At 71.8% G+C, this 20,765-nt stretch carries 18 protein-coding genes; 6 read left to right on the forward strand and 12 right to left on the reverse strand.

What is annotated here, in order from left to right; translation table 11 throughout:
• Window positions 1–13: 13 nt before the first annotated feature.
• The 5 genes from B4N89_RS02830 to B4N89_RS02850 form a co-directional block, all read right to left on the reverse strand.
• Complete coding sequence (locus B4N89_RS02830) at window positions 14–670, reverse strand: glycerol-3-phosphate responsive antiterminator (protein WP_078974287.1); 657 nt, start codon at window positions 668–670, stop codon at window positions 14–16.
• Window positions 671–698: 28 nt separating this feature from the next.
• Window positions 699–2,240, reverse strand: coding sequence for an FAD-binding oxidoreductase (locus B4N89_RS02835; protein WP_078974288.1), 1,542 nt, complete (start codon window positions 2,238–2,240; stop codon window positions 699–701).
• Window positions 2,237–3,952, reverse strand: coding sequence for a glycerol-3-phosphate dehydrogenase/oxidase (locus B4N89_RS02840; RefSeq protein ID WP_078974289.1), 1,716 nt, complete (start codon window positions 3,950–3,952; stop codon window positions 2,237–2,239). The genes B4N89_RS02835 and B4N89_RS02840 overlap by 4 nt, the downstream gene beginning before the upstream one ends.
• 66 nt (window positions 3,953–4,018) lie before the next feature.
• On the reverse strand, window positions 4,019–5,542 hold the full coding sequence (locus tag B4N89_RS02845) for an FGGY family carbohydrate kinase (protein ID WP_078974290.1): 1,524 nt from the start codon (window positions 5,540–5,542) through the stop codon (window positions 4,019–4,021).
• 82 nt (window positions 5,543–5,624) lie between these two features.
• Window positions 5,625–7,088 (reverse strand): MFS transporter, encoded by a 1,464-nt coding sequence (locus B4N89_RS02850; protein ID WP_078974291.1) that lies wholly within the window; start codon window positions 7,086–7,088, stop codon window positions 5,625–5,627.
• Between the two features lie 174 nt (window positions 7,089–7,262).
• Between B4N89_RS02850 and B4N89_RS02855 the strand changes: the two genes are divergently transcribed.
• A complete protein-coding gene (locus tag B4N89_RS02855) occupies window positions 7,263–8,255 on the forward strand; it encodes an aldo/keto reductase (protein ID WP_078974292.1) in 993 nt (330 codons plus the stop codon).
• Between the two features lie 94 nt (window positions 8,256–8,349).
• On the opposite strand, the gene B4N89_RS02860 is transcribed toward B4N89_RS02855, so the two are convergent.
• Window positions 8,350–8,718, reverse strand: a complete 369-nt coding sequence (locus B4N89_RS02860) for a VOC family protein (RefSeq protein WP_078974293.1) — start codon at window positions 8,716–8,718, stop codon at window positions 8,350–8,352.
• A 63-nt stretch (window positions 8,719–8,781) separates the two neighbouring features.
• On the opposite strand from B4N89_RS02860, the gene B4N89_RS02865 reads away from it, so the two are divergent.
• Entirely contained in the window at window positions 8,782–9,240 is a 459-nt protein-coding gene (locus B4N89_RS02865) for a MarR family winged helix-turn-helix transcriptional regulator (protein ID WP_078974294.1), read from the forward strand.
• Window positions 9,241–9,975: 735 nt separating this feature from the next.
• Here the strand turns inward: B4N89_RS02865 and B4N89_RS02870 are convergent.
• The 5 genes from B4N89_RS02870 to B4N89_RS02890 all read right to left on the reverse strand — a co-directional run bounded on the left by B4N89_RS02870 (window position 9,976) and on the right by B4N89_RS02890 (window position 13,897).
• Window positions 9,976–10,641: an HAD family hydrolase gene (locus tag B4N89_RS02870; RefSeq protein ID WP_078974295.1), complete on the reverse strand. Its 666-nt coding sequence runs from the start codon at window positions 10,639–10,641 to the stop codon at window positions 9,976–9,978.
• 148 nt (window positions 10,642–10,789) lie between these two features.
• On the reverse strand, window positions 10,790–11,875 hold the full coding sequence (locus B4N89_RS02875; RefSeq protein WP_078974296.1) for a WD40/YVTN/BNR-like repeat-containing protein: 1,086 nt from the start codon (window positions 11,873–11,875) through the stop codon (window positions 10,790–10,792).
• A gap of 107 nt (window positions 11,876–11,982) precedes the next feature.
• Window positions 11,983–12,345, reverse strand: a complete 363-nt coding sequence (locus B4N89_RS02880; RefSeq protein WP_078974297.1) for a DUF2203 domain-containing protein — start codon at window positions 12,343–12,345, stop codon at window positions 11,983–11,985.
• Between the two features lie 100 nt (window positions 12,346–12,445).
• The gene (locus tag B4N89_RS02885) at window positions 12,446–12,691 is read right to left on the reverse strand and encodes a hypothetical protein (protein ID WP_078974298.1); all 246 of its coding nucleotides are present in this window, start codon (window positions 12,689–12,691) and stop codon (window positions 12,446–12,448) included.
• Window positions 12,692–12,694: 3 nt separating this feature from the next.
• Window positions 12,695–13,897 carry a helix-turn-helix domain-containing protein gene (locus B4N89_RS02890; protein ID WP_078974299.1) on the reverse strand — a complete coding sequence of 401 codons (1,203 nt, stop codon included), beginning with the start codon at window positions 13,895–13,897 and terminating at the stop codon, window positions 12,695–12,697.
• A 213-nt stretch (window positions 13,898–14,110) separates the two neighbouring features.
• On the opposite strand from B4N89_RS02890, the gene B4N89_RS02895 reads away from it, so the two are divergent.
• From B4N89_RS02895 to B4N89_RS02910, 4 genes are read left to right on the forward strand one after another with little or no spacing between them, the layout of a single operon-like run.
• On the forward strand, window positions 14,111–16,765 hold the full coding sequence (locus B4N89_RS02895; RefSeq protein WP_078974300.1) for a nitrate- and nitrite sensing domain-containing protein: 2,655 nt from the start codon (window positions 14,111–14,113) through the stop codon (window positions 16,763–16,765).
• Window positions 16,762–17,220, forward strand: coding sequence for a roadblock/LC7 domain-containing protein (locus B4N89_RS02900; protein ID WP_078974301.1), 459 nt, complete (start codon window positions 16,762–16,764; stop codon window positions 17,218–17,220). Before B4N89_RS02895 ends, B4N89_RS02900 begins: the two co-directional genes overlap by 4 nt.
• Complete coding sequence (locus tag B4N89_RS02905) at window positions 17,217–17,651, forward strand: DUF742 domain-containing protein (RefSeq protein WP_078974302.1); 435 nt, start codon at window positions 17,217–17,219, stop codon at window positions 17,649–17,651. Before B4N89_RS02900 ends, B4N89_RS02905 begins: the two co-directional genes overlap by 4 nt.
• Window positions 17,632–18,249 carry a GTP-binding protein gene (locus tag B4N89_RS02910; protein WP_078974303.1) on the forward strand — a complete coding sequence of 206 codons (618 nt, stop codon included), beginning with the start codon at window positions 17,632–17,634 and terminating at the stop codon, window positions 18,247–18,249. The genes B4N89_RS02905 and B4N89_RS02910 overlap by 20 nt, the downstream gene beginning before the upstream one ends.
• A gap of 22 nt (window positions 18,250–18,271) precedes the next feature.
• Here B4N89_RS02910 and B4N89_RS02915 read toward each other — a convergent pair whose 3' ends face one another.
• Window positions 18,272–20,596 carry a terpene synthase family protein gene (locus B4N89_RS02915; protein WP_235618441.1) on the reverse strand — a complete coding sequence of 775 codons (2,325 nt, stop codon included), beginning with the start codon at window positions 20,594–20,596 and terminating at the stop codon, window positions 18,272–18,274.
• Window positions 20,597–20,765 lie beyond the last annotated feature (169 nt).

A 20,765-nucleotide genomic window follows, 5' to 3' on the forward strand; every position in this document is an offset into this window, starting at 1 on the left:
GTTCTCCTACGTACTACGGAGCGGAAGAAGCAGGGGGCGGGGGCGGCGCGGTCGCGCCGAGCCGGTCGCGCCGCAGGTCCCACAACCGGGGGTCGGACGTGGCCACGGCGACCGCGCCGAGCGCGAGTGCCGCGGCCGCGTCCTCGGCGGTCTCCACGAAGCCGGCCGCGACGAACGGCGACATCGCGCGTTTGGCCTCGGGGGTCATCCGGGCCACGATCGGCGACGGCATGATCTCGACCAGGTCGGGGCCGCCGCGCGCGATCGCGTCGGTGCTGCGGCGCATGTTGGAGCGGTCGGTGACGAACACCTTCTGCATGGTCAGCAGCCCCAGCGGGCGGCCCTTCTCCATCAGCGAGAGTCGGGTGCTGACCATGCCGTGCGCGCCCATCGCCCTGAGGAATTCCAGCGCGCCCTTGTCCTGGGCCAGACCGGGGCAGCTGTCCACGTTGACGAACACCGTCTTGTTCGCCCGGCCGAGCAGCTGCACGATGTTCGGCAGCTGCCCGACCGGGATGGACGCGAGGATGCACACCTGTGCGGACGCGCCGAGGAAGTTCTGCAGGCGCTGGGGTCCGATGATCGACGCGATCACGGGTACCTCGGCGAAGGCGGACGAGAGCACGGAGGACATCCGGGGCGCGCTCGCGGGGCGTCGACTGGCGTTCATGACCTACCTGGACTGGGTCTCGGCCGCCTCACGCGTCGAAGCGGTTGGGCAGGCCCAGTTTGCCAGGATTGAGTATTCCGGCCGGGTCGAGGGTCGCCTTGACCTTGGCGAACGTGTCGAACCCGGCACCGAGCGCGGCGGGCAGGTACGGGCCGCGCAGCAGTCCGCAGCCGTGGTGGTGGCTGAGCGCGGCGCCGTGCCGGATCAGCACCTCGTTGGCCGCGTCCCACACCGCGCGGTACCAGTCGCGGCGCCGGGGCCGGTCCACGTCGCCGCGCAGCGAGAAGTAGACGCACGCGCCGTCGGTGTACGCGTGCGACTGGTGGGCGGAGGCCGCGAGTGTGCCGGGCACCGCCTGGATCGCCGCCACCACCTCGTCGTACACCTCGCCGAGCGCGGTCCACGATCCGGCCATCTCCAGCGTGTCGGCGACGAAGCCGGGCCCCGGGGTGAAGCCGTCGGAGGACTTGCCGACCAGCATGCGGTCCCTCAGCCAGCGTTCGAACACCGCGTCGCTGTCCAGTTCGGGACCGTAGCTCAGGCAGACCTCCTCGCTGACCTTCAGCATCGCGTCGACCAGGATCGGGTCGCCCTCGTCGGCGATCAGCAGGAGGTTGGTCTCGGGGTGGTCGAAGTGCACCCCGCTCTCCAGCTTGTCGTACAGGCGCAACACCGCAGGGGTGGCGCCGCGCTGCATGATCTTGCGGCACGCGTCCAGGCCCTCGGCGAAGGTGTCGAAGCCGAACGCGAGCGCCTTGGCGTAGGTGGGCAGCGGGTGCACCCGGATGCGCGCGGAGACGATCACGCCGAGCGTGCCCTCCGAACCGATGAAGATCTGCCGCAGGTCGGGGCCGGTGGCCGCGCGCGGGTAGTCGCCGTAGGTGGCGCGGGTGCCGTCGGCGTGCACCACGTCGATGCCGACGACCATGTCCTCGATCTTGCCGTAGCGCGTGGAGAGTTGGCCCGCGCCGCGGCAGGCGATCCAGCCGCCGACGGTGGAGACGGCGAAGGCGGACGGCCAGTGGCCGGTGGTCACGCCGTGGGTTTCCTGCAGTTCCTTTTCGAACAGGTCGCCGAACATGCCGGCCTCGACGTCGACGACGAGCGATTCGGCGTCGAAGGAGACGATGCGGTTCAGGCCGCACAGGTCGAGCACAACGCCGCCGTGCACGGGCAGCGCCGCGCCGGTGACGTTGCTGCGGCCGGCGGAGGCGGTGACCGGGATGCCGGCGGCGTGGCAGATCCGCAGTACGGCGGCCACCTGGTCGGCGTCGACGACCTCGACGATCACCGCGTCGGGGGTGGCGGGGCGGCCGTCGGTCTCACCGATCATGGTGCCGGCCCACCAGTCGCGGGTACGGGCGACCACGTCGTCGCGGTCGGTGTACACGGCCTCGGCCACGCCGCGCAGGTCCTCGATCACCTGTGCGGGCACCTCGACCACGCGGCCCTGGAGCGAGGCGTCGCCGGTGCCGATCGGGGTGTTCTTGGCCCACTTGGCCGGGGTGGGCGCGCCCACGATGTAGTCGCCGCGGTTGAACGGGTTGGTGATGGTCTGCCTGCTGATCACTGCGCGGCTCCTTGGGGTGCGATCACTGCGGATGTGGGTTCTTCGGGCTCGCCGAGCAGGACCGCCTTCTCGTGCCGCACGGCGGCGAGGTAGTCGGCGACCTGGCGGTCGATCTGCGCGGCGGTCAGGCCCAGTTCGGCGCCGAGGAGGCGGCCGACCTCGGGGGCCGCGGCGGCCGAGGCGTCGCGGGCGAACAGGCGCGAGCGGGTGCGTCGGGAGAGCACGTCGTCCACCGAGCGGGCCATCTCGGACCGGGCCGCGTAGACGACCTCGGCCCTGATGTACGGCATGCCCGCGACCACCGGCTCGGCGAGCGCGGGGTCCTCGGCGAGCAGGTCGGAGACGAAGCGGGCCTCGGTGCCGTAGCGCTCGCCCAGGTGTGCGGCCAGGCCGCCGGACGCGGCGACCGCTTCGGCGTCGTAGCCGGCGCCGCCGATCAGCGGCAGGTTGGTGGTGCGGCTGCGGCCCTTGCGGCCCAGGACCTGCATCACCTTGTCGATCACCAGTTCGCCCATGTGCCGGCTGGTGGTGAGCTTGCCGCCGGTGACGGTGACCATGCCGCCGCGGCCGACCGAGATGTGGTGGTCGCGGCTCATGTCGAGGGTGGCGCCCTCCTTGCCGCCGACCAGCGGACGCAGGCCGCCGATGCTGCCGATCACGTCGTCCGGGGTGAGCCGGCCCTCGAACGCGGTGTTGGCGCCTTCGAGCAGGAACTCCATCTCCGGGCGGGTGCAGTGCACGTCGTCGATCGAGCCGCGGTAGTCCTCGTCCGTGGTACCGAGCACGACCGCGTCGCCCCAGCGGGTGCAGGTGGCGCGGCGGGCCCGACCCGGGATGGGCACGGTGACCGTGCAGTCGATCCGGACCTTGTGCCACGGCACCACGATGTGCACGCCCTTGGCGGGTCGTACCTGCCGTCGGTGGTCGTCGTCGGCCAGCCCGTCGACGGTGTCGCTCCACACGCCGGTGGCGTTGACCACGGCGGAGGCGCGCACGTCGAAGCGCTCGCCGTCGACCTCGATCCGGGCCCCGGCGGCGCGGCCGCGCTCGGTCAGGATCCGGTCCACCGCGGCGCCGTTGAGCACGGTGGCGCCCAGCGCGGCCGCGGTGCGCACGATGGTCAGCACCAGGCGGGCGTCGTCGGCGCGGCCGTCGAAGTACATCAGCCCGCCCCGCAGGTGGTCCGCGCGCAGCGTCGGCGCGTGGGCCAGCACCTCGTCGACGGTCAGCCGCTGGTGCAGCTTGCCGATCCGCCAGCCGCCGACCAGGTCGTAGGTCCACAGCAGGCCCTCGAAGCCCTTGGCGAGCCGGGCGTCGAAGACGCCCTCCTTCTCCAGGATCGGGAACAGGAACGGCAGCCGGTGCACCAGGTGCGGCGCGTTCTTGCGGAAGCGGTGTCTTTCCAGGAGCGAGTGGCGGACCAGGTTGACGTTGCCCTGCTCGATGTAGCGCAGGCCGCCGTGCACCATCTTCGACGACTTGGAGGAGGTCCCGGAGGCGAAGTCGTCCTTCTCCACCAGGGCCACGTCCAGGCCGCGCGAGGCCGCGTCGAGCGCGGCGTAGGCGCCGGTGACGCCGCCGCCGACGACGAGCACGTCGAAGCGGTGGTCCGCGAGTCGGTGCTTGGCCCGGCCGCGGTCGAGAAGCAGCGGGGTGCCTCTCGTGGCCGCAGCCGACGCCCGTCGTGGCTTGCGGGCGGGCATCGAAATCACAATCAACTCCTGGGGTCTGTCCGGCGGTTCACGGTTCGCGCCGCCGGGTCGTACGGGCGGTTCGGCTCAGGCGGGGTAGCCGGCGAGCACGCTTCGCCAGGCGGCGCGCTGTGCGGCGCGCCGGTCGGGGGTGGTGGTCGGTTCGAAGATCCGGCCTCGCGGTTGCGCCTCGACCACCTCGTCGAGCGAGGACCACAGGCCCTCGCGTACGCCCGCCAGGTAGGCGGTGCCGCGCAGGCTGGCGGTGGCCGAGTCGGCGGCGCGCTCGATCGGCAGGCCGACCAGGTCGGCCTGGATCTGCATGAGGGTGTCGCTGCCGGCCACCCCGCCGCCCACCCGAAGGCGGGCGAACGGGGCCTGCATGGTGGCGGCGACGCCGTCGATCAGGTCGCACACGGAGTGCGCGATCCCGTCCAGCACGGCCCGGGCCACATCGGCCCGGGTGGTGGCCAGGGTCAGCCCGCCGAGCGCGGCCCGCGCCTCGGGCCGCCACTCGGGGGTGCGGATCCCGGCGAGCGCGGGCACGAACCACTCGCGCGGACCCGCGCCGGTGACGCTCGCGGCGAGTTCGCCGATCTCGGCCGGCGAGGCGAACAGGCCCAGGTCGTCGCACAGCCAGCGCAGCGCGGAGCCGGTGGTCGAGCAGTACGCCTCCAGGCTGAAGTGTGTGGTGTCGCCCTGGCGCCACCCGGGCTGGGCGAGCACGCCGGCGATGCCCGGCACCGGCATCGCCGGGGTGCGGCCGGTGGCCGCGTCCACGAAGGTGCCGGTGCCGTACATGCACATCCCCTGGCCGGCGGCCAGTCCGCCCAGCGCGAGCAGCGCCGCGTGCTGGTCGCCCATCACCGCCGCCAACGGCAGCTCCACGCCGAGCAGTTCGGGGTCGGTGCGGCCGTAACCGAGGTCGTCGTCGGCGAACAGGTCCGGGAGCAGTTCGAGCGGGTAGCCCAAGTGCTCGATCCACTCGCGGTCCCACGCGTGTTCGCGCAGCAGGTAGGCGCCGATCGAGCCGGCGTTGCTCGCCGAGACCGCGTGCGCGGCACCGCCGGTGAAGCGCCAGGCCAGCCAGGTGTCCACGGTGCCGAACACGAGCGTGCCCGCCTTGTACGCCTCGGCCACCTCGGGCCGCTCGGCGATCTGCCGCGCGGCCCAGTGGAACGGCGCCCTGCTGCCCACCGGGCGGCCCAGCCGGGCGAGCAGCCGCTCGTCCCACTCGGCCTCGTAGCCGAGCAGGTCCCGGGCGTAGCGGCGGTCCTGCCACACGCACGCCGGCACCAGCGGCAGGCCGGTGCGCCGGTCCCACAACATCGCGGTGGCCCGCTGGGTGGACAGCGCGAGCGCGACGATCTCCACGCCGTCGGCGCGGGCCCCGGCCAGGGCCTCGCGGCACACGTCGAGGGTGGCCGACCAGATCTCCATCGGGTCCTGCTCGACCGAGTCCTCGTCGGGGTGGTCCACGGCGATCGTGCGATACGCCAGGTGGGTGACCGCCCCGGAGTCCTGCACGACTCCGGCGCGGGTCCCGGTGGTGCCCTCGTCCACGGACAGGATGCCCAGGCGCCGGCCGGGGTGGTGCAACGTCTTCGTCATCACAGCCCTTTCGGTGCGATATCTCCGCTTGATCCGCTTGATCCGCTTGATCCGAGTGCGAGTCTCGCGTGACGGACCCGCCTCAGCGGGTGACCAACGCGGGGTTCGCGGGCCCGGCCGACGGCGCGGCGATGGTCGGCACGTTCGGGTCCTCGTCGGGCGAGACGGCCCGGGTCGGGTCCCAGCGGATCGCCAGGCACGTGAGCAGGCCCAGCAGCGGGACGACGGCCAGGACCATGAAGGTCTTGTCCAGCCCGATGCCGTCCTTGATCTGCGGGAACAGGTACAGCCCGGCCACGCTGCCGAAACTGCCGATCATCCCGGTCACGCCGGTGCCCAGGGTGCGCACCTCGCTGCGGTAGGACAGCGCGGCGATCGACTTGCCGTTGGCGCCGGGGCCGGCGGAGTGACAGAAGATGAACAGCGCCGGGAGGATGAAGGCGATCCAGGTGGGCACCCGGTCGAAGGTCAGCCCCATGCCGAGCAGCATCACGAACACGCCGCCGAAGCCGATCGCCGAACTGATCCGCAGGCCGAGCCGGCGGGCGAAGTACGCGGAGAGCAGGCCGCCGACGATGCCGAAGGCGTTGAACACCATCGAGCCGATGGTGGCCTTCTCGAAGCTGTTGCCGAAGATGGCCAGGCTGATCACCGGCAGATACCAGCCGACCGCGAAGTACTGCATGGACTGGCCGAGCGAGATCGCCGAGGACAGCAGGGTGCGCGGCAGGTACGAGCCGCGGAACAGGATCCCGGCCTGCTTCATCCCCACGTTCGGCGGCGCCTCCTCCGCGTCCGCCTTGTCGGGCACGGCGCCGGCGACGGTCGGGGCGGCGGCGACCGCCTCGATGCCGTAGATGCGGCGCAGGTTGCGGACCGCGTCCTCCAGTCGGCCCTTCGTGGCCAGCCAGGTGGGGCTCTCCACCAAAAACGCCCACTGGAGCAGGAACAGGGCCAGCGCGATCACCCCGGCCGAGCCGACCGACCAGCGCCAGATGTCGGCGCCCACGTCGAACTTGAAGCAGATCAGGGTGAGCAGCAGATTGCCGGTGGTGGCGATGTACCAGATGCCCTGCCACAGGTTGAGCCGGCCGCGCAGCGACTTGGGCGTGTACTCGGCGAGCAGCGCCATCGCCACCGCGAAGTCGACGCCGTAGGCCACGCCGACCAGGACCCGGCCGATCCACACCACGAGGAAGTCGTCGGCGGTGGCCGCGATCACCGCGCCGGCCAGCGCGAACAGCTTGGCCAGGAGCAGTGGGGGCACCCGGCCGATCCGGGTGGCCAGCCAGCCGCCGATCGGGTTGAACAGGATGGCCAGCGCGGGTGCGGTGGCGGTGAGGATGGAGACCTGGGTGCTGCTCAGGTCCATCTGCTTGGTCATCGGGGCGAGCCCGGCGCCCAGTGCGGCGTTGGAGTACGCGTCGAGGAAGAGTCCCCCGAACACGAGGAACCAGATGACCCCGGACCGGCCGGAGATCGTCCCCTGCCGGTCGATGAGCGCGACGACGTCCTTGACGCCTCTGACGCTCGGCTGCTGTGCCATGTTCCCGTCCTCGGAAAAAAGGACCGGTCGGTGACACGCGAGCGCTAACGCGTAGGAGGGCACAGCGAAGCCACCGACAGGTGGTCTTCGTCTGTTCCTGCCAAAGAATGCTCTGGACCCTAGGAGGGACATCCGGGGGTGTCAAGGGTGGCGGTCGAGGGCGAAGATGGGGGAATGATCCACTCTGCCGCCGAGAACCGTTACCAATCCATGCGCTATCGCCGTGCCGGACGCAGCGGGGTCGAGTTGCCCGCGGTCTCGCTCGGGTTGTGGCACAACTTCGGGGACACCCAGCCCATGGAGGTCCAGCGGGCGGTGTTGCGCCGCGCCTTCGACCTCGGGGTGACGCACTTCGACCTGGCGAACAACTACGGGCCGCCGTACGGGTCGGCCGAGGCCAATTTCGGGGTGCACTTCCGGGCCGATTTCCGGCCCTACCGCGACGAGCTGTTCATCGCCTCCAAGGCCGGCTGGGACATGTGGCCGGGGCCGTACGGCAACGGCGGTTCGCGCAAATACCTGCTGGCCAGCCTGGACCAGTCGCTGGGTCGGATGGGGCTGGACTACGTCGACGTCTTCTACTCGCACCGCTACGACCCGGACACCCCGTTGGAAGAGACGATGGGCGCGCTGGACACGGCGGTTCGGTCCGGGCGCGCGCTGTACGCCGGCATTTCCAACTACGGTCCGGACGAGCACCGCCGGGCCGTGCGGATTCTGCGCGACCTCGGCACTCCGGTACTGCTCAACCAGTCGGCGTACTCGATCCTGAACCGCGAGCCGGAGCGCGGTGTCCTGGACGCGGTCGGCGAGACCGGAACCGCGTTGATCGCGTATTCCCCGTTGGCCCAGGGCCTGTTGACGGACCGCTACCTGAACGGCGTGCCGGCCGACTCGCGCATGGCGGTGGGCCACTTCCTCACCGAGGACGCCCTCACCGAGGAGCGCCTGACCCTGCTGCGCGCGCTGAACAAGCTCGCCGGCGACCGCGGCCAGACCCTGGCCCAACTCGCCCTCACCTGGATCCTGCGCGACCCGAGGGTGGTGTCGGTCATCGTCGGGGCGAGCAGCGTGCGGCAGTTGGAGCAAAACCTGTCCGCGGTCGGCCAACCCGACCTCACCGAGCCGGAGATCGCCGAAATCGACCGCCTCTGCGCACAGCTCTGACCGGCCGCATACGCGGGGGCGGCCACGCCCGCCGCACACTCCGCCGCCCCGACTCGCCGGCTGCCCGCCGTCGGGTCGGGGCGGCGGCCGCTTGTCAGGTGCGGTCGTGGAGGGTGACGTGGTAGCCGTCGGGGTCGGCGAAGGTGAAGGTCCGGCCGAAGGGGCCGTCGATCGGCGCGGCGACAACGGTGTGACCGTCGGCGACGAGGGCGTCGTGGATGGCCTGGACGTCGGTGGCGTGGAGCCAGATCGCGGCACCGATGCCGGGCCGGGCGGCGGACGCGAGATCGGTGCCGGGAACGATGTCGCGCAGCGCGAACGCGATCGGCTTCGTCTCGAAGACGACGGCGTGCGGGGGGCCGGCCGGCGAGCGCACGAGGCCGAGGTAGCGCTCGTAGAACGCCTGCGAAACGTCGAGGTCACGCACCTGGAGCGAGATGAAGTCGGGGCCGGTGGCGGGCATGGCGATACTCCTTCGTTGCATGTCAGGTTTCTGACACACACCAAGGTATGTCAGAATCCTGACATGAGTCAAAGCGATGCCGGCGTCGACCTGGACACATCCCTGGGCTACCTGCTGAAAGAGGCTTCGAGCGCCCTGCGCGCAGCCATGGAGGAGGTGCTGCGGCCCCTGGGGATGAGCGTGACGCACTACTCCTGCCTCGAACTGCTGGCCCAGCGCCCGGGCCTGTCCAACTCCGAACTCGCGCGCGGCGCGTTCGTGACCCGGCAGACGATGAACGTCCTGCTCCAGGCCCTGGAACGAGACGGCTACGTGACCAGACCGGCGGAGGCGCCCGTCGGAAAGGCCCTCCCGGCGAGACTCACCCGCAGAGGCCGCCAAAGCCTGGAAAGGGCGACCACGGCGGTGCGCTCCGTCGAACTCAAAATGCTGACCGGCATGACCGAACAGGAACAATCAGCCGCATTCCGCAGCCTGCGGAGCATGATCAACGCCCTGAACAACCCCACGGAAGCCCCATAGCCCACCGGGCGCAGCCAACGATGCCCTGACTCGACGGCAACTCCCCACCAAATCGCGGCACTTCGCGCCCCGGAAGGCTCCAGCCACTCACCATGGCATCCAACAACACCTGCCAAGCACCGACCGGCACGCGGCCCCCTCCGCCAGCACCCGAAGGTGGAAAGAACTCGCCGAACGACGCCGCCGCCACACCGAGGAACCCATCAGCCCAGCCAAATCAGCCCCGCTGGGAGCCGAACAGCCCGCCCGGCGCAAGAGCCCAAATCAGCCCCGCCGGCGTTTGAGGCGAACCAGCCCGGCCGGCGCTTGAGGCCGCCTCGGCCGCAGGCCGGGCCACCCAGCCCGCCCGGCGCAAGAGCCCAAATCAGCCCCGCCGGCGCTTGAGGCAAACCAGCCCGGCCGGCGCTTGAGGCCGCCTCGGCCGCAGGCCGGGCCACTCAGCCCGCCCGGCGCAAGAGGCCAGATCAGCCTCGCCGGCGTTTGAGGCGAACCAGCCCGCCCGGCGCAAGAGCCCAAATCAGCCCCGCCGGCGCTTGAGGCGAAACAGCCCGGCCGGCGCTTGAGGCCGCCTCGGCCGCAGGCCGGGCCACTCAGCCCGCCCGGCGCAAGACCCCAAATCAGCCCCGCCGGCGCTTGAGGCGAAACAGCCCGGCCGGCGCTTGAGGCCGCCTCGGCCGCAGGCCGGGCCACTCAGCCCGGCCGGCGCATGAGGCCAAGCGGCCCACCCGACACCCGTCACGCCCTCGCAAGCAGCGCCGGCCGCAGGTCATCCAGCCCGACCACCGCAAGCGAGGCGACCACACGCCGCCCCGGAGCAGCCACGATCGACGCAGTCGTCCGCACCGCGACCACCCCGCACCCGGCCGCCTCCGCCGACGCCACGCCGACCACCGTGTCCTCGACCGCGACGCACGCGCTCGGCTCGACCCCGAGCGCGGTCGCCGCGGCCAGATAAGGGGCGGGGTCGGGCTTGGTCCGCGCGACGTCCTCCGCCGCGACGGTGACCGCGAAACGCGCCGACCCCAACGCGTCCCGCACCAGGTCCACCACGTGCCGCGGCGACGCGGACACGATGGCCAACGGCACCTCCGCCTCGGCCAGCGCGTCCAGCAGGGCCACGACGCCCGGCAGCGGCTCGATCCGACCCCGCACCCGGTCGGTGAACGCCGCGTCCAGCGCGTCGGACAATTCGTGCACGCACGGCCCCTCCGGCACCACCGCGTGCAGGTAGGTCGCGGTGTGCTCGATGGCATGGCCCACCACGTCGGCCGTGTCGGTCGGTCCCAGCGCGTAGCCGACCCGGCCGGCCACGTCCTCCACCGCCTCCCACCACAACTGCTCGGTGTCGACGAGCGTGCCGTCCATGTCGAACAGCACGGCGGCGGGCAGGACGCTGGACACACTGACTCGTTTCGACGCGATTCGCTGCGTGGAGCGCGGACGTCCCGACCCTCTCAGCCCGACGTGAGCACAGTGCCAAGGCCGGGTTGCGGGCGCGTGAACGTGTGCGAACCCGGCCGTCGCACAGCGCGGCGGCAACGCGACGGCACTACACCACCGCGGCGCGCAACGACAGTACGTCGGGCAGGTGTTGGGCGATGCGCTCCCAGTGGTCGCCGCTGTGGTGCCCCCGATAGATCTCGCCGCTGCGCGAGCCGAAATACAGGCTGGTGACCTCGGCGTCGTCGGCGCACATCGCATCCCGCAGGACCGCCGTCCAGAAGCCGTCGGGCAGGCCGTCGGACAACGCGGTCCAGGACTCGCCGGCATCGTCGCTGCGATAGACCCGACAGCGGCCGTCGATCGGAAAGCGCATCGCGTCGGCGGTGAGCGGGACCACGTATACGGTGTCCGGTCGGCGCGGGTGCACCACGATCGTGAAGCCGAAGTCGGCCGGCAGCCCCTCGGCGATCGACTGCCATGTCGCGCCCGCGTCGTCGCTGCGGTAGACCCCGTGGTGGTTCTGCAGGAACAGCCGGTCGGGCCGCTCCGGATGCCGGGCCACCTTGTGGACGCACTGGCCGTATTCCGGATACTCGTCCGGCTGGAAGCTGACGTGGATCCCGGTGTTGGACGGATTCCAACTGGCCCCGCCGTCCTCGGTGACGTAGACCCCGCCGGTGGACATCGCCACCACGATCCGGCGCGGGTCGGTGGGGTGCGGCAGCACGGTGTGGATCGCCTGGCCCCCGAAGCCGGCCCCCCAGTGCGGACGGTGCGGGTGGTCCCACAACGCGCGGACCAGTTCGAAGGAGCGCCCGCCGTCGGCGGAGCGGAACAGCGCCGACGGCTCCACGCCGGCGTAGACCACGTCGGGCTCGGCACCGGCCCCCGGCACCAGTTGCCACACCCGTTCGACCGACGCGCCGGCGTCGGCCGGGAAGCCGACCCGCCCCAGGTCCGGCTCGCGCCAGGTGGCGCCGAGGTCGTCGCTGGTGACCACGACCGGGCCGAAGTGCTCGTTCACCACGCCCGCCATCACCCGGGGCGCCGGCCCGCGCGTGTCGATCGCGACCGAGTAGACGCCGGTCATCGGATGGTGCGGCCCGGTGAACTCCCAGGGCTCGGCGCCGTGAGAGCGACCGATCCACAGACCCTTGCGGGTGCCGACGGCGAGCAGGACGGACTTCGTCACGATGACCTCCAGGCAGCGATTCCCAGGTGGGAAACGCTACGCGCCACCGGTGACATTCGCCCGATTCGACGCTCTTGTCGGTCTGATTCCCCCGGGCAGGCGCCGCCCTACGGCAGCGGGCGCCGGCCCGCGAAGCCCAGGTCGGTGCGGTGGTACCAGCCCAGTTCCCGGTCCCCCTCCAACCAGCACAACAACACCGGTACGCCGTCCAGGTCGGCGGGGAAGTCGACGAGCAGCGGTGCGAAGCCCTTGAGTTCCGCGCCGGTCTGCTGGATTCGGGTCATCAGGTCGTCGAGCCGCGCCTGCATGCCCTTGAGCTCCGGCAGGCCGCCCAGTTCGGTACGGGTCCCACCCGGCTCCAGCGCCGCGGCCAACTCCGCCGCGTCCGCGCGCACCACGATCAGTTCGTCCAGTACCGGCATCAGCCGGGCCAACTCCGCGCGTGCCTCGTCCACCGTGAACAGACCCATGGCGCACAGCCTCCCATGTCCGCCGGGGACCGGCGTCGGCGCCGGGCCGCCGGGCGGCGCGTCCGGGGAGTCGGCCCGGGGCCCCGGCGTCGGACGGAGGCTAGACGCCCGGCCAGGAGCCGTGGTTGGTGTGCACGCCGAGGACGCCCCCGGAGGCTTCGGCGCGCGTCGTGTTGTCCCGCTCGATGCGCAGACCGTCGTGCGTCGCGGTCCGGGTGCGCGCGCGATCGCGCAGGCCGAGGAAGACGATCAGTACACCGACGACGAGCAGCAGGTCGGTGACGATGAAGACGGTGATCACGGCGACTCCCGGGGAGTGGATCGGCGGCCGGGCGACCCGGGCCACCCCTTACATGATCCATGCCCGTTCCGACCGGGTCGACCCCTTTCCCGCGCAGCGGGCCGCCAGCGCGCGCAATCGGGCCTCGTCGCCGTCCACCGAGGAGTCCAGGCGCAGGATCTCCTGGACGAAGGTGCGATTGATCGGTCGGCAGCGGATCTCCTGGGCCGCCGCGACCTCGGCGTCGAGCAGCGCGGTGACCGCCTCGCCGCGCCGGCCCAGCGCGGCCAGTGCCCGGGCGAGGTCGATCAGGTGCCGGGCCTGCCTGCCGCGCGGCAGCACGGCGAGCGCGGTCGGGTCCAGTCGGCCGTCGACGGCGCGCCCGTACTCGCCGAGCAGCACATGCGCCGTGACCCGGTACAGCGGCACCTGGATCGCGCCGGGATCGATCCGCTCCGCCGCGTCGAGGAGGTCGCGTGTGCCCGAACGATCGCCGAGCCGCGCGGTGGCCAACGCGGCGCCCAGGCGCAGGGTACGCAGCGCCGCCCGGCCGGCCGCGCCGCACGGGCCCAGCGCGGCGGCCAGGTCCGCCTCCACCTCCAGGGCGAACTCGGCGGCGGCCCCGGCCCCTTCGTGCCCGACCATGGCCGCGGTCAGCCGGTCGGCGGCGCGCGCGAGCACCACCGCGTCGCCGCTGCGCCCGGCCGCGGTGACCGCCCGGTCGGCGGCGCGCCACGCCAGGTCGGCGTCGCCGAACACGTGCGCCGCGGCGGCCGCCAGGGTCAGCGCGCCGGCGCGCACCACCATCGGCGCGAGCGGGTCCGCCGCCCCCTCTCCGACCGACGCGGCTCCGATCCCCACCAGCATCGGCGGCACCACACGGTCCAGGCACAGGTAGTCGGCCGCGGCGTACGCGGTCCAGCCGTACGCCAACTCTCGCCGCAGCACCCCGAGGTCGGGCGGCTCGACGGGAGCGCCGGCGGTCGGCGCGAGGTCCGCCCGGCGCAGCGCGACCCGGACCGCCGCGAGCGGATCGTGGTCGACGCCCTCCCGGTTCGGCTCGGGAGGCAGCAGGCGGTCGATCCCGATGTGCAGGACGACCGCCGCCCGGGCGAGTACCGACAGCCGTGGGTCGGCCTGCCGGTGGCCGGCCTCCACGTCCTCGACCCAGCGCACCGATCGGCCCATCAGCCGGGCGAATTCGGCCTGGGTCAGGCCCCTGCGCGTGCGCCAGTACGCGATCTGCCGGCCGATCCCACCCACCGTGTGCATGCCGTACCCACTCCTTGGGGTAGCACCGAATGCGCGTTCGGTAACCTATGTGCGGAATCCACTCCGCCGCTCGTCGTTTCTGCGCTGTATGTGACGCACGGGTAGGAAGTTCCCCACGCACACTGCGTGGATTGTGTCGGGTGCCTCACCGGTACCTTCGGCCGGGTCGCGGCAACCGCAATTTCGGGCCCGGTTGCCCTTGCGGGAGAGTCGATGAGAAAACTGATGCGCGCCCCTCGGGCCGACCGGACCGGGGCGGCTCGCTCGCGGCCGCGTCGGACCTTCACCATTCGGACCCTGCTGGTCCTGCTGACCGTGGTGCCCCTGGTGTCGATGGTCGCCCTGTGGGCGATCGCGACCTACCGGCTCGCGGATCACGCGAGCGGTTTGGACAACGAGGTCTCCGTGGCCGAACGGGCGGGCACGCCCAGCTACAACACGATGATCTCGCTCCAGGCCGAACGGCGGCTGACGGCCGCCTGGATGGCCAAGCCCGCCCCCGCGGCGGCCGACGCGCTGCGCGCGCAGCGGGTCAAGACCGACGAGGCCGTGAAGCAGTTCGTCGCCTTCGCCAAGAGCGGCGCGCGCGAGACCCCGGGCAACGCGGTGCGCCGCGCCCGCGAGGTCGCCGCGGAACTGGCGCAACTCCCCGACGCGCGCCGCCAGGTGGACTCCATCGGCGCGATCGGCCGGGACCGCTGGCTGAAGTTCTATACGAGTCAGATCGCCGATCAGATCTCGGTGGTCCAAGCGCTGGCCGAGACCTCCGACACCGACGTCACCTACGCCGGGCAGTTCCTGGTCATCCAGTTCCGCGCCGGGGAGGCGCTGGCGCAGGAGGACACGCTGGTGTCGTTCTCGCTGCCCTCCGGGCGGCTGAGCCAGCCGGACTACGCCGCGTTCGTGCAGAACGTGGGGGTGCGCCGGCACTCGATCGACGACGAGATCGAGCCCTTCCTGCCGCCCGCGTCACGGGCCGGCTATCTGGCGCTCACCCAGACCCCGGCCTGGCACGACCTGGTCTCGATGGAGAACGCGATCATCGCGACGGTCGACGCGCCGCGCGAGGCGCGCGCCGCCGGCAGCGGTATCCCGATCCCGGCCGAACTGGCCAGCTGGCGCAGCGTTCTCGACCGACTCGCCGAGCCGGCCTCGGCCTTCGACTTCGCCCGCGTGGACCAGGTGTTCGCGGCCGGCGACGAGGCCACCTCGGACACCTGGAACCAGGTGTACCTGCTCAGCGCGATCGGCCTCGCCTTCGTGGTGATCGGCGGCGTGTTGTGCTGGCGGATCACCCGGGCGGTGCGGCGGCGGTTGTTCCTGCTGCGCGACGCGACGGTGGAACTGGGCACGCACCGGCTGCCGATGGTCATCGAACGGCTGCAACGCGGCGAGCGGGTCGACCTCGCGGTCGAGGCGCCGGAGGTGGACGCGGGTCGGGACGAGATCGGCCAGGTCGCCTCCGCGTTCAACGCCGCGCAGCGCGCGGCGCTGGACGGCGCGGTACAACTGGCCCGACAGCGCGAGGGCTTCGCGAAGGTCTTCGTCAACACGGCGTTGCGCACCCAATCGCTGGTGAACCGTCAGATCGGCGAGTTGGACACGATGGAGCGCCGGCACCAGGACCCGGAGCTGCTGCGCGAGTTGTTCACCATCGACCATCTGGCCACCCGACTGCGGCGATACGAGGAGAACCTCGTGGTGCTCACCGGCAACCGACCGGGCCGACGCTGGAGTCGACCGGTCCGCATCGTGGACGTGGTGCGCGGCGCGGTCGGCGAGGTGGAGGACTACCACCGGGTCGAGGTGTACTCGGATCCGGACGTGCAGCTGTCCGGGCCGGCCGTGGGCGGGGTGATCCACCTGCTGGCCGAACTCGTGGAGAACGCCACGATGTTCTCGCCGCCGGACACGCCGGTGCATGTGCGCGCGGCGGCGGTGGCCAAGGGGGTGGCGATCGAGATCGAGGACCGCGGCCTGGGCATGTCCGAGGCCGAATACGAGTCGGCCAACCGGCAGTTGGCGGTGCCGACCACGTTCGACGTGATCGCGCTCGCCGAGGACGTGCGGATGGGCCTGTTCGTGGTCGCCCAGCTGGCCGACCGGCTGGGCGTCGGCGTGACGTTGCGGCCGTCGCCGTACGGCGGCACGCTGGCCATCGTGTTCCTGCCCGACGAGCTGATCACCCGCGAGGGCGGCGCCCCCGACGAACCGGACCGCGCGGCGGCGCCGTTCGAGCCGGCGACGGCGATCGTCGCGGCGGCACAACCGGCTTCGGAGCCGAACTCGGCCACGACGCACGAGGCGGACGAAGGCCCCGGTTTCGTACCGGAGTCGCCGGGTCGACCGCACCCCGAACCGGTGGTGCGCTCGCTGGACCGGATACCGATGCCGGCCGAACGCGCCGAGCCCGCACCCGCCGAACCCGACGTGTCGGTACGCCCGACCGCGCCGGCGGGCACCGACCCCGGTCCCGTCCCCGCCCCGGAGCCGGCCTCGACCCCGGCTCCGAGGCACGCGCGCCCGGCGCCCACGACCGCACCCGCCGTCGAGGAGACCACCCCCGACGGCCGCCGCGCGCTGCCCCGCCGGGTACGCCAGCGCAATCTGCCGATGCCACTGCGTACCGAGACCGCCACCACGAGCGAGGGAGGGGTGCGAACCGAGGCGAAGCCCTCCTCACCGCGGGAAGCTGCGGCTACCTTGTCCTCGTTCCGATTCGCGAGCCAACGCGCGCGCGAGGCATCCGAACCGACCGCGGCCGACGACGAGTCCGCGATCGCGACCGAACCCGGAACCGGGACCGAGCCCGCTCCGGGCCCGCGCCCCGCCGCCGGAAGCACCACGCACCCTGGGGAACCGTCATGACGAACACGCACGATCTCGCCGGCGGCATGGCCACCACCGCGACCGACAGCCGCCTGGACTGGCTGTTGACCGACCTGGTCAAGCGCGTCCACCAGACGCGGCACGCGATCGTGCTGTCCGAGGACGGCCTGCTGATGAGCCGGTCCGAGACCATCCCGCGCGACGACGCCGAGCAGTTGGCCGCCGCGGCGGCCGGCCTGCAGAGCCTGGCCCGCAGCATCGGCCGCGGTTTCGCGGGTGGGTCGGTGCGCCAAACGCTGGTCGAGATGGACGACGCCTTCCTCTTCCTCACCGCCGCGGGCACCGGCGCGCATCTGGCCGTGCTCGCCGAACAGAGCGCCGACGTGGGCGTGGTCGCGTTCGAGATGAACATGCTGGTGAAGAAGGTCGGCGAATACCTCGGCACCCGGCCACGCGGTGACGAGGGCGGCACTCGAACCGGCGGTCGAGCGTGAGATCCGGATGGGATCAGTCCTGGGACGAGGACGCGAGCCCGGTGGTGCGCCCGTACACGCTCACCCGGGGGCGGACCAAGGCGGTGCGCGACGCGGACCTGACCCTGATCACCCTGGTGACCACGGTCGACCCGGACGAGCCCGCGGTCCGGGCCCCCGGGCCCGACGAGTCGTCCCCGGGGCCGCGGCGCAAGCCCCGTGACGGGCGCGGCCGCCAACCCGAGCATCAGCGGATCCTGGAGTTGTGCCGGGAACCGCAGGCCGTCGCCGAGGTGGCGGCCCTGATCGATCTGCCGGTGAGCATCACCAAGGTGCTCGTCGACGACCTGCTCCGCGACGGCCTGGTGACCGTGCGCGCCCCGCTGGCCCTGGCCCGCACCCCCGATACCGCCCTGTTGAAAAAGGTACGTGATGGTCTCCTTCGGCTCTGACCGACTGCCCGAGCGTGCGGCGGCGGTCAAGATCCTGATCGCGGGCGGATTCGGGGTCGGCAAGACCACGCTGGTCGGCACGGTCAGCGAGGTTCCGCCACTGCACACCGAGGAGATGATGACCGAGGTCGGTGTCGGCGTGGACGACACCGTCGGCATCGAGGCCAAGTCGCGCACCACGGTCGCGCTCGACTTCGGCCGCATCACCCTGTCCGAGGAACTGGTCCTGTACCTGTTCGGCGCGCCCGGACAGGAACGGTTCTGGTCGTTGTGGCACGACCTGGCGATCGGCGCGCTGGGCGCGATCGTGCTGGTGGACACCCGCCGTCTGGAAGCCGGTTTCGGCAGCATCGACTTCTTCGAGCGGCGCGGCATCCCCTTCGTGGTCGCGATCAACCGCTTCGACGAGGCGGTGGAGTACACCGTCGACGAGGTCCGCGACGCGCTCGACCTCGATCCCGAGGTGCCGATCGTCCCGTGCGACGTGCGTACGCGCGGGTCGGGGCGCGACGTACTGCTCGCGCTCGTCGACCACCTCCTCGGCGTTCCGGTGTCGGCCGGCGCCGGCCGGGCCCCGGCCGGCGCGGCCGGCGTGTGAGATCCGATCGATCGCGTCGGGGTCAGTGCACCGTGACCCCGGCGCGGACGGTCGGGCGGGCGGCCGAAGTGCCCAACCCCTTGGGCCCGTAGCGCACCCGGGGTACTCCGGCCGGCTCGACCGGCGCCCGGGCCGCGCCCGACCGCACGCCCTGCCCGAACGCGCCGACGCCCGGGCGCGGTGCGGTCGGCGCGAACCCCGTCCCGACCTGCCACGGAAACGGCACCAGCGGCCTGGGGTCGGCGTAGCGCTTGCACTCTTGATGCCACTTCAGGATCGCCGCGTTCCAGTCGCCGAGCGCCACCGCGTAGCCGTCCAGCGCTTCCCTGGCCGCCGAACTCAACTCCAGGTCCCGGTACATGGCGGGCAGTTCGGTCGAGACCACCCGCTCGAACTCGCGCATTCGGGAGGTCATCAGGTCGTTCACGACGTCGAGCGCGTGCTCGAAGTCGCAGCCGAAGAAGTTCTGTACGACCAGGAGCAGGTTGTGCAGCTCCCCCTCGACCTCGATCTCCTTGCGGTAGGAGAACACGTCGTTGATCATCCAGCCGACGTCGGCCGCCGAGTTCTCCATCGCCCGCACCGCCCGTGAGCGGTAGGCCTGTTCCGGTACCACGTCGCCGTGGGTCAGCCGGGACAGGCTCTTGGTCAGGTCGGAGCCGAACGTGTGGCGCCGCATCTCGATGTAGTCGACCGGATCCGGGATGCGGTGCTGCGCGCTGTTGGCCAACTCCCACAACCAACTGTCCAGCATGTCGTGGACGGCACGCCGGAACCTGCGCCGCGACGCGGTCGGCATCGGGCCCGCGGTGCGCGCCCACAGGTCGACCAGGCCGCGCTCGATCGCGTCCGTCGCTGCGGGCGCCGCCTCGCCGTCGACCGGCATCAGGGTCTTCAGTCGCTCGGTGTAGACCTTGGCACCGGCCTGGTCGAGCGAGCGCCCGAAGACGACCGGGTAGTAGTCGTCGCCATAGGTGCCCCAGGCCAACCACTGGGCGCCGAGGTCGAGTTGCTCCGGCGAAGCGACCGGCGCGATGCCCGCCGCGCACAACGCCAAATCGAAGTCGCGCAGCGCCCGCTCGTCCCAGATGCCCTCGTCGAGGATGCCCGTGCGCCGGCTCCACTCGACGAGGTTGTCCCGGGCGCCGTCCAGGTGCGGGTTCAGGCGCGGCTCGAACGGGAGGTGGAAGTCCGGGATCTCGTACGGTGCGACCGGTTGGAAGGGCACGTGCGTGTAGCGGCGCAGGCCGCTGTTCAGTCCGGCGACCAGGCCGGGCAGCATGCGTGCCGCCGAGGTGCCGATGCCCTGCGGGCCGGCCAGGACCCCGGGGACCGTGGGGGTGCCGCCCACCTCGGTGGCGCCGTTCATGTACCGACTGGAGCGCATGTGCCACTCGTGGCCGCCGGACTGCCAGTCCTGGAGGCCCTTGACGTAGGCCATCACATCGATGCGGGACTGCGGATCCAGGCCGTACTCGGCGAACAGCGGCGGGAGTTCGGTGAAGGTGGTGTGCTCGAACTGGTGCAGGCGCGAGGTGAGGAGTTCGTTGACCGAATCGGCCGCCTCCTGGGTGGCGCAGCCGAGGAACTTCTCGAAGACCAGGACGGCGTTGGCGTTCTCGCCCTCGTTCTCCACCTCGCGCTGGTAGGAGAACAGGTCGTTGCGCAGGTGCACGGCGTCGGCGAAGGTGTCCTTGAGCACCCGCATCGGCCGGCTCGCGGCGATCACCGCGGGCACCTCGGCGTTCGCGGCGTATTCCACCAGGTTGGCCGACCACGGCGCGCCGCCCACCTTGCGGCGCATCTCGATGTATTCGACCGGATTGGCCACCCGTCCCTCGTTGATGTTGGCCAGTTCCCACAACGACTCCTCGAGCAGCGCCTGCGTGCTCGCGGCGAACCGCTCGCGCCAGGCCGGCGACATGCTCGGCACGGTCCGCGCCCACAGGTCGGCCAGACCCTCCTCGACCTGGTTGGTCGGCTCGGGGATCGGCGTGCCCGGGTCGACCGGCATGAACGCGCGCAGCCGTTCCAGGTATGCCTTGGCGCCGGCCGTGTCGTGGGTGCGCTTGAACACGTCCAGGAAGTGGTCGTCGAAGAAGAACACCCAGACGTACCAGTCGGTGACCAGGTCGAGTTGCGGGCCGCCGCAGTCGGGATGGGTGTACGCGCACAGCAGCGCGTAGTCGTGCGAGTCGAAGTCGTGCTCGTCCCAGATGTTCGAGCCCTCGATCATCCGCATCCCGCGCGCCCACGCCTTGGAGTGCACGCGCGCGCCCTCGAGGTGCGGATTCAGTCGTGCCGGGTACGGCACGTAGAACTCCGGGAGTTCGAAGGGTTGTGACATCGATGCGCCCCTTTCGCCAGGGCACACCGTAGGGTCGCGCCGGGTCGAACGGGCCTTCGTCGCGCCGGTTCTCGCTCGATCAGGTGAAACCGGACGGGCACAGGATTGACGATCTTGAGCGGCAGGCATAGGGCGCGCACGCCGGGCCCGGTGGGGGCGCGTGGTGGGC

Origin of the sequence: Embleya scabrispora (assembly GCF_002024165.1) — a bacterium.
Lineage (GTDB): Bacteria > Actinomycetota > Actinomycetes > Streptomycetales > Streptomycetaceae > Embleya > Embleya scabrispora_A.

Bases quoted from the DNA above. Each gene is read 5' to 3' on its own strand.
- B4N89_RS02830 (WP_078974287.1), bottom strand. From the start codon at position 670: ATGAACGCCAGTCGACGCCCCGCGAGCGCGCCCCGGATGTCCTCCGTG.
- B4N89_RS02845 (WP_078974290.1), bottom strand. From the start codon at position 5,542: ATGACGAAGACGTTGCACCACCCCGGCCGGCGCCTGGGCATCCTGTCC.
- B4N89_RS02850 (WP_078974291.1), bottom strand. From the start codon at position 7,088: ATGGCACAGCAGCCGAGCGTCAGAGGCGTCAAGGACGTCGTCGCGCTC.
- B4N89_RS02855 (WP_078974292.1), top strand. From the start codon at position 7,263: ATGATCCACTCTGCCGCCGAGAACCGTTACCAATCCATGCGCTATCGC.
- B4N89_RS02860 (WP_078974293.1), bottom strand. From the start codon at position 8,718: ATGCCCGCCACCGGCCCCGACTTCATCTCGCTCCAGGTGCGTGACCTC.
- B4N89_RS02865 (WP_078974294.1), top strand. From the start codon at position 8,782: ATGAGTCAAAGCGATGCCGGCGTCGACCTGGACACATCCCTGGGCTAC.
- B4N89_RS02880 (WP_078974297.1), bottom strand. From the start codon at position 12,345: ATGGGTCTGTTCACGGTGGACGAGGCACGCGCGGAGTTGGCCCGGCTG.
- B4N89_RS02890 (WP_078974299.1), bottom strand. From the start codon at position 13,897: ATGCACACGGTGGGTGGGATCGGCCGGCAGATCGCGTACTGGCGCACG.
- B4N89_RS02895 (WP_078974300.1), top strand. From the start codon at position 14,111: ATGAGAAAACTGATGCGCGCCCCTCGGGCCGACCGGACCGGGGCGGCT.
- B4N89_RS02900 (WP_078974301.1), top strand. From the start codon at position 16,762: ATGACGAACACGCACGATCTCGCCGGCGGCATGGCCACCACCGCGACC.
- B4N89_RS02910 (WP_078974303.1), top strand. From the start codon at position 17,632: ATGGTCTCCTTCGGCTCTGACCGACTGCCCGAGCGTGCGGCGGCGGTC.
- B4N89_RS02915 (WP_235618441.1), bottom strand. From the start codon at position 20,596: ATGTCACAACCCTTCGAACTCCCGGAGTTCTACGTGCCGTACCCGGCA.